Source organism: Pseudomonas sp. Irchel 3A5, from assembly GCF_900187575.1.
Classification (GTDB): Bacteria; Pseudomonadota; Gammaproteobacteria; order Pseudomonadales; family Pseudomonadaceae; genus Aquipseudomonas; species Aquipseudomonas folii.
This window is the reverse complement of the sequence record NZ_FYDU01000025.1, coordinates 37,159-48,878: the sequence shown is the minus strand read 5'-3', so window position 1 is coordinate 48,878 and position 11,720 is coordinate 37,159. Positions and strand designations below refer to the sequence as shown.

Sequence of the window (11,720 nt, the reverse complement as noted above, 5' to 3'; positions counted from 1 at the left end):
GGGCGTGTGTGAGGAGATATCGACGTGGAGACCTTGCTACAGAACGATCGGCTAAATCGAGGAGCGAGCGATCGTCCACGTCGACTCTCGGCACCTAATCTGACAGATTGCTAACAGATAAGGAGCTCACGAGCATCGCGAGGCAGCGATGCGTCCTGTCTGATACACCGCCATCGCGGCCTCGCGGTGCTCGTGCACTCCTACGGGTTTTCTATGTTTTGCCGTGCGAAAGCGCTGTGTCAGGGCGCGTCCATTCAGTTGCTGGCCAGCATCGCGTCGACCTTCATCCCGCGACGCCAACCGAATATTGCAGCTGTCCCAAGGCCAACAGCGCCCATGATCGCGACGTAACCAACACACACCCACGGGCTCCATGGCATCAGAGCGATCAGCAGCAACGGCGTGGTACTGGCCCATAGCGCGTAGGCAATGTTGTAGGTGAATGAGATGCCCGACACGCGAATGTCGGCTGGAAACAGGCCGACCATCACGGAAGGCACCACACCGACGATGCCGCAGGCCAGCCCCGCCAGCGCATATGCGATGCCCGGCACAAGCCATTGAACGATCAGACTTGAGTAGAGCAGCCCAATGCCTAACGGCAGCAGCAAGCTGTAGATAATCACTGCACGCCATGCGCCAATGCGATCCACCAGCATGCCGGCCAGCACGCAGCCGATATTCAGAAACACGATGCCCACGCTACTCAGGGCAAATGTATCGCTGGCGCTCATGCCAAAGCGCTTTTGCATGACTGTCGGGGTGATGACCACCAGCACGACCACGGCGGAGGTCAGCACACAGGTGAGCAACGCAGCGGGCAACAAGGATTCGCGATGCTTGCGCAGTACGGCGGTCAGGGGAAATTCCGTAGCGGCTTCACGTTGGGCATGCATGGCCATGAACACCGGCGTTTCGCTCAACCAACGGCGCAACCAGACACCCAGAACGCCGAATGCGCCTCCCAGCAGGAAAGGTATGCGCCACGCGTAATCGAGGATTTCCGCCGGGGTGAAGACCTTCGCCAGCCAGGTGGCGACCAGCGCGCCCAGCAGGTATCCAAAGGTCAGACCAGCCTGCAGCACGCCCAGGGCATAACCGCGATGACCTTTCGGTGCATGCTCTGCGACGAACACCCAGGCGCTCGGAACTTCGCCCCCCACCGCGGCGCCTTGCAGGATGCGCAATGCCAGCAGGATCAGCGGCGCCCAATAACCGATTTCAGCGTAGGTCGGCATCACACCAATCAACAGGCATGGCAGCGCCATCATCAGGATGCTCAGGCTGAATACCCGCTTGCGCCCCAGTCGATCGGCGAAGTGCGCCATGAGAATCCCGCCAAGCGGGCGCGCCAGATACCCGGTCACGAAAATCCCGAAGCTTTGCAGCAGACGCAGCCACTCGGGCATTTCCGGCGGAAAAAACAGCTGGCTCAGCGTCAGCGCGAAGAACACGAAAATGATGAAGTCATAGATTTCCAGCGCCCCGCCCAACGCCGCAAGGCCCAGGGTTTTATAGTCAGCCCGGGACAGCGGCTGAGGACGTGGTCGAACAATGGCCGTCATAAGGACCCCGGAAACGGAAGAGTAAAGACGCGACACAGCGTCGCAGGGCGCGAAGAATAGCAAAATGGGGGGTAATGGCTAGGGGGTCCGGTAAGTGATCGCTAGCATGTCAGCCGGATTGCAACTGTTGCAGACGAGACGTGGGACCGGCTTTAGCCGGGAAGGCGTCATTTCGGACACTACAACTGTGAGCATTCTGATGCCCCCTTCCCGGCTAAAGCCGGTCCCACGTCGCATATCAGTTGGCGAACAAACATGGCACTCCTATGAGGACAGCATTTCAATCCGGTTAATCGAGAGGGGTGGTGCAAAAGACTTTAGTGTCTCGCAACGTTTTCCCATGAAGGATTAAGCATGAATTAAGTATCGATGGATAATCTGGCTTCAACAGGCAACGGAACGAATCAGTTGCCTCCAGATCAATAACATCAGATCAATCAAAAGGAATACCCATGAAAACGTTGAATGCCTTGTTTGCTGCTGTTGCCCTTACTGCCGCTGCCGGTGCTGCACAAGCTGACGTACGTCCTGACGAAATCCCGGGCCTGCTCAAGTCCGGTGCGATCATGGACTTCGAAAAGCTGAACAAACTGGCGCAGGACAAGCACCCAGGCTTCACCATCCATGACACCGAGCTGGATAAGGACGCGCAAGGCAACTACATCTATCAAGTTGAACTACGCGATGCCAAAGGCGTGGAATGGGATGTGGACGTGAACGCCAAGACGGGTGCGATCGTGAAGGACAAGCAGGATAACTAATACATTCTGCACTGGTAGGACCGGCTTTAGCCGGGAGTCATTTCTTCAGGCAACTTGATTTATTGCCTTGAAGAATGCCCTCCCGGATAAATCCGGTCCTACCGTTATGTGGGGTTAACAGAAGTTATTGTTTCAAACCTACTTTCAACAACTGCCCGTTATCTTCATCGGTGAGTACATAGATATACCCATCCGGTCCCTGACGCACATCACGAATGCGTTTCTTCAGTTCGCTCAGCAGACGTTCTTCGTGGACGATCTTGCCATCTTCAAACTCCAGCCGAATCAAATCTTCCGATGCCAGCCCGCCAATGAACAGGTTGTGATCCCACGCCTTGAAGCGTGACGCGTCGTAAAACGCCATGCCGCTGATGCCGGGGGACTTTTCCCAGACGTGGAAAGGTTTGACGGTGCCTTCGACGAATTTGCCTTTGGCTTCCGGAATCGCCTCTCCCGAATAGTTGATACCGTGAGTTGCCAGCGGCCAGCCGTAGTTCTGGGCACGCTCGATGATATTTACCTCATCGCCACCTTTAGGCCCGTGTTCGTTGGTCCACAAAGTGCCGGTCCATGGGTTGAGTGCCGCCCCCTGCTGGTTACGATGCCCGTACGACCAGATTTCCGGACGCACGTTTTTCTGACCCACAAACGGGTTGTCATCCGGGACTTTGCCATCGGCAAACAGGCGCACGATTTTGCCCTGAAGTTTGTCCAGGTCCTGAGCGGTGGGCCGGTTGTTGTTCTCGCCCAAGGCGATAAACAGATAGCCATCCCGATCAAAGACAATCCGCGCACCGAAGTGATTGCCCACTGACAGCTTCGGCTGTTGACGGAAAATCACGTTGAAATCTTCCAGCCGGGTCAGGTCCGTGGAAAGACGCCCGCGCCCTGCCGCAGTTCCGGCTGTTTTGCCGTCCTCACTGCCCTCGGAAAAAGTCAGGTAAACCATACGATCCTTGGCGAAATCCGGGGACAGCACTACGTCCAGTAAACCGCCCTGCCCGTTTGCCCAGACTTTCGGAACGCCGGACAACGGTTGGGACAAGGTGCCGTCAGGGGACACGACCCGAAGGTTGCCCGGTTTTTCAGTGACCAGCATGCCCTTGTTGTCCGGCAGGAAAGCCACAGCCCATGGATGGGCGAGCCCTTTGACTACTTCTTCGACACTGAGGGTGCCTTGTTCGGTTTTGAAGTCCTGAACCGGACCTGCAGCCGCGCTCAGCGGCAGACTCAGCAATGCGCTGGCACACAACGTTGCGATCAGGGTTTTGCAATGCATGGACGATTCCTTATGTCATGAAAAAGCCCCCAAAGTGAGGGGGACGCGGGTCTCAATCAGTGCTTTTACGGTTTTGCCCGGTGTTGTTGTCTGCCGGGCGAGGCGCTTGTTGTCGGGTCGGGTAACCGTTGCCTATACCGCCGTTTTCCAGAGTAGGCGGCCGCGGATTGGGTGCCGTACTCGGGCCGCGTACGGGCGGTGTTGCCGGGACGGTGCCCTGTCGGCTATTGGGATTGGCGCGGTGAATAGGGCTGTTATTCGAATTGCCGTTATTGAGCGTGCTGTTGGGCAGGGTCTGGGCCTGGGCAAGACTGGTCAAACCTGCTGTCATCAGGCCGCCCAAGGTGAGGAATACAATGCGTCGCGCAAAACTGTTCATCATTTACCTTCTGTTGGAAACGGTAACGATCCGGGTGTTTGATGGCGATTGCACGACTAGGTTCGCCTCCAACAGGGTGGATGAGCAACCCGCGCGGGTTTGAGTTTGTAACAAGGATGTGCAGCGAGCCTCGTATTCATGCTGCTATAGAGGCAGCGGACGTGACGGCCCTCTCCCGGCTAAAGCCAGTCTTAGGGATGCATGTGATCTGTAGGGCTGGCTTTAGCCGGGAGGGGGCCAGTACATTCACTGCAGATCGCGACCGATAATCTGTCCCTTCAAGAGAACGCTATCCCCATGACCGACACCCCCCAGGCCGCGCCGGCTTTGAAGGAGATTTTCAATCGAGCGCGGCTGCAGCACATTGCCGAACAGACCACGGCGATTTACCCCGCTTTCGACACCGAAGCGTTTCTGGCGCATGTGGCCCATGACCTGGACAGCCAATCGCTGATGCAACGGCTCAACCGTGTCAGTCGCGGGCTGCATGCTGGTTTGCCTGCGGATTACCCCGAGGCACTGGGAATTCTTTACGAACTCGCGCCGCGTCTGAACAGCAGCTTTGTCAGCCTGATCCTGCCGGAATACGTGGCGCTCTATGGTCAGCACGACTTCGAGCGCTCGATGCAGGCGTTGAAGTTCTTCACGACCTTTGGCTCATCGGAGTTTGCGGTGCGGCACTTCCTGCGTCTGGATTTCCAGCGTGCGCTGCTGGTCATGCAAGGCTGGGCACTGGACGAAAATGAACACGTACGCAGACTGGCCAGCGAAGGCAGTCGGCCGCGGCTGCCGTGGTCATTCCGTCTTGAGACGCTGATGGTCGACCCGACGCCAGTGCTGCCGATCCTCGACAACCTCAAGGCTGACAGCAGCCTGTATGTGCGCAAGTCGGTGGCCAATCACCTGAATGACATCACCAAGGACAACCCCGACTGGGTACTCGCGCAAATCGAAGGCTGGTCGCTGGAAAACCCGCATACCGCCTGGATCGCCCGCCACGCACTGCGCTCGCTGATCAAAAAAGGTGATCGCCGCGCGCTGACGATCATGGGTGCCGGACACAAGCCTCAGGTGCGTGTCGAGCTGATCAGCGTTACTCCCGGCACGATTCGTCTGGGTGACGACCTGAGCCTGTCGTTCCAAGTGACGTCGACCGCCGAACAAAGCCAACGGCTGATCATCGATTACGCGATTCATTACGTGAAGAAGTCTGGCGGTACCTCTGCCAAGGTCTTCAAGCTCAAGACGCTTGAGCTCGGGCCCGGCGAGTCAGTGACCGTGGCGCGCAGACTTCAGGTGCGTAATTTCACCACCCGGGTGCATTACCCGGGAGTGCATGAACTGGACGTTCTGATCAACGGCGAATGCCTGGCCAGCAGTCGTTTCGAACTGCTGCCGTGAGTCAGCTCAACGGCATGCGGAAGGTGAATGTCGTGCCGTCTTCATGGCTGGAATGCACCGTCAGCATGCCGCCATGGGCCAGCGCGATCTGGCTGGAAATGTAAAGGCCAAGACCAAGCCCGGCCTGAGGTTCTTCAGCTCCGGGCCGCGAATAAGGCTGGAAGAGATGGGGCAAAACGTCTTCGGGGATCGGCACGCCCTGGTTAGTGACTGCCATCAGGAAGTGCCCCGCTTCAACCCGGGCGGCTACCTCCACAACCCCGTCATTGTCACCGTGGGAAATTGCGTTGGCGACCAGATTGGACAGCAGTTGCGCCAGCCGCTCGCGGTCACAACGAATGCTGTCGAGGACGCCAATAGAGGATCGAATAGAGCGTGCCGGATGCACACGCTGGACTTCGGAAACCACATGGCTGAGCGCTGCGCCCAGATCCCCGCACTCATGCAGGCTCAGCGGAATACCATGCCCCAACCGGCCCCGGGCAAAATCCAGCACGTCGTCCACCAACTGTGAGGCGCGCCGTCCAGAGGTGAGGATGTGACCCGCGATTCTTTCGGACTTTTCATCCAGAGACCGCCGTAACAGCAGCTCGGCGCTGGCAGTAATCGCAAACAACGGATTGCGCAGGTCATGGCCCAGCACGGCAATGAACTGCTCACGCCACTCTGCCACTTCGCGTTCGGCTCGCAGATCGGCCCTGACCTGTTCCAGATTTTCCTCGGCCTCGATCTGAATCGCCAACAACCGTGCGAACGAGGTCATCAATGCCTCGATGGCTGTGGACTTTAGCTGGGCAGGTTTGGGGTCCAGCGCACAGATGGTGCCGAAAAACGATCCGTCGGACAGGAATACCGGTACGGCAATATAGCTTTCGAACTGATAAATCCGGGGCGTATGGTGCGAACGATAGTGATCATCTTCACTGACGTGATCAATGATCACCGGCTCATGCAGATGGGAGGACTGAATTTCGTGGCATATAGTGGTGGTCAGCTCTAACTCGCCACCGGGCTTGAGGCCGAAATTCAGCTTGTCGAGCACCGCGCAGGCGGTCCATGAAGTATCGGTCACGCGCGCAACGGCAGCGAACCCCATGCCTGTGGTTTCGCTGATCACCTGAAGCATGGCGGGAACCGCACTGATTCGGCTGATTAATGCGACATCTTCGGCAATGGTCTGCCTCATGGCGTTCCTGTCATCAACGTGAAAGTGAGAAAATCGGCGGCATTGTAGCGGCCCGATGCCATGACCGTAAAACAGAGAGTCGGGAACTGTGCCTGACAACAACAATAAGCCTGACTTGCACAAATCTTCCAGACATCAGCGCATCATCTGGCGAAAATCTTTCAGAATGACAATTGATCAACTGCACTGCCCCGTAACACCGCGCTAACAGGACCTTGCCATGACCAACAGCAACTGGATCGATCTGAAGCAGGACAGCGAGTCCGGCATCGAGACGATTCGCGCGCATTTTGAGGGTCATGCCTACGATCCGCATTGGCATGACAGCTATCTGGTGGGCATCACCGAACAGGGCGTGCAGCAATTCCATTGCAGACGAAAACGCTATGTCAGCACACCCGGGCGGATCTTCCTGCTTGAGCCCGGCGAAATCCACGACGGGGACGCGCCAGCCCCAGAAGGCTTCACCTACCTCACCCTGTATGTGGACCCGATGTGGCTGGACCGGGAATTGCGTTCGCTGTTCGAACAGACGCCGGCTGACTGTCAGATCAGTTTCGCAGACACGCAGGCCGATGACACGCGTCTGGCCACTGCCACCGCCACGGCATTCCAGACGCTGCACGGTGCCGAGCTGCGCATCGTGCGCCAGACTGCGCTGGATGACCTGCTGTCGAACCTGACTCGCCATCTGCGCTGGCGTACTCAGGTCTCGCCCGACCCGCGTTTGCCACGGGTGGCGCAGATAGCCCGCGACTTTCTCCACAGCCACGCCAGCCACGATATCGGTCTGGATGATCTGGCGCGCGTGACAGGGGTTGATCGGTTCCGGCTGACCCGAGCGTTCAAGGCGGCCTTCGGCATCGCCCCGCACGCCTACCTGATTCAGCTGCGACTGGCCAAGGCAAGACGGCTGCTGGCAGGCGGCCAATCTCCTGCTCAAGTCGCGGCCGCGCTGGGTTTTGCCGACCAAAGCCATCTGGGGCGCTGGTTTCAGCGTGCTTACCGAATGACCCCGGCCGATTACCGCAAACGTTGCTCAAACCTTCCAGACTGAGGAACCGCCAATGGCGATGATCGACTGACGATCAATCACCAGTGAGCGCTCCATGGACACGTTTTTGCCCTTCGTACTGTTTGCCTTCGTGTCATCCATCACCCCCGGCCCGACCAATATTCTGGTCATGACCCATAGCTCGCGGCACGGCTGGGCTGTCGTCGCGCCTATCGTGCTAGGTGCCTGTGGCGGCGCGGCGGCGCTGGTTTTGCTGGTCGGCACCGGCATTGGCGATGTGTTGGCCCGGCATCAGGATATTCAGACTGCAATGTCGTGGGTGGGTATTGCCTGGCTGAGCTGGATGGCCTGGCAGATTTTCAAAGCCCCGGCCGCAGCTATCGATCCGAACGCCATGAACAATAAAAATGCCACAGACAGTAAGGGCGCCCGACTGGGTCTGCTCGGTGCCGCCAGCCTGCAACTGGTCAACCCAAAGACGTGGATGATGGCCTTGGCGGTGGTCAGCGTTTTCGCCGGGACCGAAGCCGACAGAGGTATGCGCGTGGTTTACCTGTCGCTGATGTTCTTCCTGATCGCGATCCCCTGCATGACGGCGTGGGCCTGGCTGGGCGTCAGCGCTGCACGGTTTTGCCGGTCGCCAGAAGGCATGCAACGCTTCAACCGAAGCATGGCGCTGTTGCTGCTGGTGTCGACGTGGATGACGGTGTGGGTTTGATTGGCACCCACGAGGGACGAGCAAGGGGCTATCAAAACCATAACTTACTGAGTGGAAATGCGCTTTTGTAGGAGCTCACCGAGGTTACGAGGCCAGCGATGGCGGAGTGTCAGACAAACCGCTATCGCTGCCTCGCGTTGCTCGTGAGCTCCTACAGATCCCATTTTTACCGCGATACAGAGCACTGTCAGAGACTGCCAAGCACCGTATCAACTCACCGGCCGCGCCAGGTTGATGGTGAAGGTCGTGCCCTCCTCGGCGTTGGAGGTAACGCTGACGTCGCCCCAATGGGCGCGGGCGATTTCGCGGACGATAAACAGGCCAAGGCCGATACTGCGACTCGGATCATCATCGGCCACGCCGTGGGGCATCGGTTCGAAAAGGCCCTCAAGCCGCTCCGGCGGTATCGGCGGACCGACGTTATGCACCGCGATCCGGATCCACTGAGGGTCGAATGCCGACGTGATCGTGATGACCCCAGTCGCCGAGCCATAAGCCACGGCGTTGCTCACCAGATTATCCACCAGCTCGAACAGCCGGTCGGCGTCAGCCGTACACAGGCCCTCGCCGATACACTCATGGATCAGCACGCGGCGGGGAAATAACAGCCGCTGTTCCGCCACGCTCGCAGCAATCACTTCATGCAGTTGCACCGGTTGGGGCAGCACGGAAATACCGCTACCCACCCGCGCCTGAGTAAAGTCCAGCAGGTCGACAATCAAACGCTGCGCACGCCCTACCGATTGATTCACCAGCCCGAGGCTGCGCTGTTGTTTCTCGCTGAGCGGTTCCAGCCCGATCAGCCCGGCCGCCATCTTGATCGCGGCCAACGGATTGCGCAGGTCGTGACTGACGATGGCCACCATCTGTTCGGCGAACGTGGCTCGAATGTCCGCTTCGGTCTGGGCCAGCCGTAGCCGGTTCTGCACCGAGGACAGTTCCTTTTGTGAGGCCAGTTGCTGCAACAGCATTTCTTCAGCCGCCTGACGAGTCTCGGCCAGTTCGCGCTGATATTTATTGCGCTCCTCGCCGCTCATCAGGGACAGATGATGCACCACGCCCTCAGGCGTTTCCCGACGTATGGCGTTGAGCATCATGGTCATGGCCTGACCATCAGGCCCCACCAGATCGAGTTTGATCTCCGACACGGAGCCCCGCATGACCAGCAAGGGCCCCCAATGGGTCTGCTGGAAAATCCTGTCCCCCACGCTCATCAGATCCTGGAAACGGGTCCCGGTCAGACTCGCCGACTCGGTGCCAATCCACAGGCAGAACGTCTTATTGGCTCGCAGGATCGTGCCGTCCTCGCGAGTCAGCAGCAGACCACAGGCGGCGCCCTCGAACAGCAGATCGCTGTCAGCGCTCAACTCGACGTCAACCGACAAGAGGCACCACTCCAGACGCGCCGAAGAACTCATCCATCGCGGCAATACACGCATCAGGATTACTCATGTGCGGGCAATGGCCAATGTTATCGATGACCCTCAGCGTGCAGTCAGGCATCACCCGCTGCAGATAATCCCCCACATCGAGTGGCGCGATAAAATCCTGATTGCACTGCAATACCAGGGTTTTGGTGGGCAACTGCGCCACATCCTTGCGGTTATCCGCCGTGAACGTGACGCGGGCGAACTGCTGGGAAACTTCCGGGTTGGTGCGACAGAAACTCTGGGTCAATTCCTCGCTCAGCTCAGGTTGCGATGGAGCCCCCATGATGGCTGGTGCCATGGTGCTGGCCCATCCGAAATAGTTGGCCGCCAGTGTGCTGAGCAGGGTAACGATGTCTTGCCGGGTGAAACCGCCCACATAGTCACCGTCGTTGATGTAGCACGGCGACGGGCCGACCATGACGTGAGCCGCGAAGTGGCCGGGGTCGCGCAGGTCTGCGACCGCGCCAATCATCGAGCCGACCGAATGGCCGACATGGATCACCGGGCCTGGCCCGGCAAATTCCTTGACGACTTCGAGCAAATCGCTGGCGTAGCCATCCAGGGAGTCGTACTTGCGTTTGTAGTAGGCAGACAGATCCGACTGGCCGTTGCCAACCAGGTCGTACACCACCACCTTGAAACGCTCGGCGAAATACGGCGCCATGAACCGCCACATGTTCTGGTCGCAACCGAAGCCATGGGAAAAAACGAGGGTTGCAGGCCCCTCCCCCGTGACCCTGACGTTATTGCGTAACTGCACCGACATCCGTATTCCTCCAACGCTGACCCTAAAAGTGATCAGATTGCCACTAATGAATTCAACGAGATTAGCATCGTTCCAGACAGGAACCACTCATACAAAAGCATCTGTTTCATCAAAAAGCTTGCTTCGGTACTCGGCGCTGCTTCTCAATGGTTGTTTTTAAACAAACTGTGAACCGCTCATGAGTCAGATTTACGACGCACGCGGCAATATCTATATCGTCTGCACGCCTCAAACCTTGCGCGAACGGGGCATCGCGATTGCTGAAAACGCGGCCGATGCAGCGTTGAATCGAGACCAGTGGGCCACCGCAGCAGTGCATGCCTTATGCAACTGGCCAGAAGGCACCCGCCCGCCTGGCGCAAAGGCGCATCGTTCGGATGGGTTATTGCTCGGTCCTTTTCAGCAGGCAGCGCCATTTGACCTGTTGATCATCAACACTGACGGCACGCTGGCCGAACGCAGCGGCAACGGCATGACCATCTTCGCCCGGTTCCTGACCGACACTGCTTATGCCGGTTCGCAAGGCTTTGAACTGAGGGTTCATCACGATAACCACGGCACAGCCACGCCGGTCAGCACTCAGGTAGAGCCGGCTTCGGTGAATGGCGAGCATGGTTTCTGGCTGGCACTTGGAAATCCGGCTTTCGGGCCGCAGACGGTTGGCGCGCCTGGCGACAGTCTGGAGCCCGTGCAGCTCAACCATCGCACGGTCAGTCGGGTAAAGCCTTTGGCGCAGATTAACGCCCAGTGGGATCACAGCGTTTTCGTGCGCATTGGCAATCCGCATTGCGTCACGCTGGTGAATGATCAAGCAGACTTGCCGTCGTTCGATGCGCTGCATGAATCAGCATTGAACGCAGCGTTGACGCGCATCGCCTTTGCCAAAGGTGAACTCGGCACCGGCGAGCCTTGCCCGGCCGGCGTGAACTTGCAATGGGCGTGGGTGCAGTCCGCCAATCAAGTCATGGCCCGGGTCTTCGAACGCGGCGAAGGCCCCACAGCCTCCTCGGGCACCAGCGCCAGCGCCGTGGCCAGCGCTGCCTGGCATGCCGGTTTGGTGGAATCAGGATTGGTTCGGGTCAACATGCCGGGCGGAACGGCACCCGTAAGGCTGGAAGAGCACAATGGAGAACTGCAGGTTTCGCTGTTTGGGGTGGCGAAGGTGGCCGACGAGTAAAAGCCCCCCTGTCGGACGTCCCGCCCCGTCGACGACGCAACGC

General features: G+C 58.5%; 11 protein-coding genes. 5 read left to right on the top strand and 6 right to left on the bottom strand.

Annotation, left to right across the window (positions count from 1 at the left end; genetic code table 11):
* Positions 1–254 precede the first annotated feature (254 nt).
* Entirely contained in the window at positions 255–1,565 is a 1,311-nt protein-coding gene (locus CKW31_RS28475; protein WP_095102337.1) for an MFS transporter, read from the bottom strand.
* Positions 1,566–2,017: 452 nt separating this feature from the next.
* Between CKW31_RS28475 and CKW31_RS28470 the strand changes: the two genes are divergently transcribed.
* Entirely contained in the window at positions 2,018–2,326 is a 309-nt protein-coding gene (locus CKW31_RS28470) for a PepSY domain-containing protein (protein ID WP_095102335.1), read from the top strand.
* A gap of 124 nt (positions 2,327–2,450) precedes the next feature.
* Here CKW31_RS28470 and CKW31_RS28465 read toward each other — a convergent pair whose 3' ends face one another.
* Positions 2,451–3,605 carry a PQQ-dependent sugar dehydrogenase gene (locus tag CKW31_RS28465; protein ID WP_095102333.1) on the bottom strand — a complete coding sequence of 385 codons (1,155 nt, stop codon included), beginning with the start codon at positions 3,603–3,605 and terminating at the stop codon, positions 2,451–2,453.
* Positions 3,606–3,657: 52 nt separating this feature from the next.
* The gene (locus CKW31_RS28460) at positions 3,658–3,984 is read right to left on the bottom strand and encodes a hypothetical protein (RefSeq protein ID WP_095102341.1); all 327 of its coding nucleotides are present in this window, start codon (positions 3,982–3,984) and stop codon (positions 3,658–3,660) included.
* Between the two features lie 297 nt (positions 3,985–4,281).
* Between CKW31_RS28460 and CKW31_RS28455 the strand changes: the two genes are divergently transcribed.
* Positions 4,282–5,385, top strand: coding sequence for a DNA alkylation repair protein (locus CKW31_RS28455; protein WP_095102331.1), 1,104 nt, complete (start codon positions 4,282–4,284; stop codon positions 5,383–5,385).
* Between the two features lies 1 nt (position 5,386).
* Here CKW31_RS28455 and CKW31_RS28450 read toward each other — a convergent pair whose 3' ends face one another.
* Positions 5,387–6,571: a GAF domain-containing sensor histidine kinase gene (locus CKW31_RS28450; protein WP_095102329.1), complete on the bottom strand. Its 1,185-nt coding sequence runs from the start codon at positions 6,569–6,571 to the stop codon at positions 5,387–5,389.
* Positions 6,572–6,791: 220 nt separating this feature from the next.
* Here CKW31_RS28450 and CKW31_RS28445 point away from each other — a divergent pair, with 220 nt between their 5' ends.
* Complete coding sequence (locus tag CKW31_RS28445) at positions 6,792–7,628, top strand: AraC family transcriptional regulator (RefSeq protein ID WP_095102327.1); 837 nt, start codon at positions 6,792–6,794, stop codon at positions 7,626–7,628.
* A gap of 52 nt (positions 7,629–7,680) precedes the next feature.
* Positions 7,681–8,304, top strand: coding sequence for a LysE family translocator (locus CKW31_RS28440; protein ID WP_095102325.1), 624 nt, complete (start codon positions 7,681–7,683; stop codon positions 8,302–8,304).
* A gap of 209 nt (positions 8,305–8,513) precedes the next feature.
* On the opposite strand, the gene CKW31_RS28435 is transcribed toward CKW31_RS28440, so the two are convergent.
* Both CKW31_RS28435 and CKW31_RS28430 read right to left on the bottom strand, forming a co-directional pair.
* Positions 8,514–9,743, bottom strand: coding sequence for an ATP-binding protein (locus CKW31_RS28435; protein WP_371856830.1), 1,230 nt, complete (start codon positions 9,741–9,743; stop codon positions 8,514–8,516).
* The gene (locus CKW31_RS28430; RefSeq protein ID WP_095102321.1) at positions 9,679–10,500 is read right to left on the bottom strand and encodes an alpha/beta fold hydrolase; all 822 of its coding nucleotides are present in this window, start codon (positions 10,498–10,500) and stop codon (positions 9,679–9,681) included. The genes CKW31_RS28435 and CKW31_RS28430 overlap by 65 nt, the downstream gene beginning before the upstream one ends.
* 178 nt (positions 10,501–10,678) lie before the next feature.
* Here CKW31_RS28430 and CKW31_RS28425 point away from each other — a divergent pair, with 178 nt between their 5' ends.
* Entirely contained in the window at positions 10,679–11,677 is a 999-nt protein-coding gene (locus CKW31_RS28425) for a diaminopimelate epimerase (RefSeq protein ID WP_095102319.1), read from the top strand.
* Positions 11,678–11,720 lie beyond the last annotated feature (43 nt).

What these genes read in the sequence shown, in the direction of transcription:
- CKW31_RS28450 (WP_095102329.1), bottom strand. Translation starts at nt 6,571, where the DNA reads ATGAGGCAGACCATTGCCGAAGATGTCGCATTAATCAGCCGAATCAGT.
- CKW31_RS28455 (WP_095102331.1), top strand. Translation starts at nt 4,282, where the DNA reads ATGACCGACACCCCCCAGGCCGCGCCGGCTTTGAAGGAGATTTTCAAT.
- CKW31_RS28475 (WP_095102337.1), bottom strand. Translation starts at nt 1,565, where the DNA reads ATGACGGCCATTGTTCGACCACGTCCTCAGCCGCTGTCCCGGGCTGAC.
- CKW31_RS28430 (WP_095102321.1), bottom strand. Translation starts at nt 10,500, where the DNA reads ATGTCGGTGCAGTTACGCAATAACGTCAGGGTCACGGGGGAGGGGCCT.
- CKW31_RS28470 (WP_095102335.1), top strand. Translation starts at nt 2,018, where the DNA reads ATGAAAACGTTGAATGCCTTGTTTGCTGCTGTTGCCCTTACTGCCGCT.
- CKW31_RS28465 (WP_095102333.1), bottom strand. Translation starts at nt 3,605, where the DNA reads ATGCATTGCAAAACCCTGATCGCAACGTTGTGTGCCAGCGCATTGCTG.
- CKW31_RS28425 (WP_095102319.1), top strand. Translation starts at nt 10,679, where the DNA reads ATGAGTCAGATTTACGACGCACGCGGCAATATCTATATCGTCTGCACG.
- CKW31_RS28440 (WP_095102325.1), top strand. Translation starts at nt 7,681, where the DNA reads ATGGACACGTTTTTGCCCTTCGTACTGTTTGCCTTCGTGTCATCCATC.
- CKW31_RS28445 (WP_095102327.1), top strand. Translation starts at nt 6,792, where the DNA reads ATGACCAACAGCAACTGGATCGATCTGAAGCAGGACAGCGAGTCCGGC.
- CKW31_RS28460 (WP_095102341.1), bottom strand. Translation starts at nt 3,984, where the DNA reads ATGAACAGTTTTGCGCGACGCATTGTATTCCTCACCTTGGGCGGCCTG.
- CKW31_RS28435 (WP_371856830.1), bottom strand. Translation starts at nt 9,743, where the DNA reads ATGCGTGTATTGCCGCGATGGATGAGTTCTTCGGCGCGTCTGGAGTGG.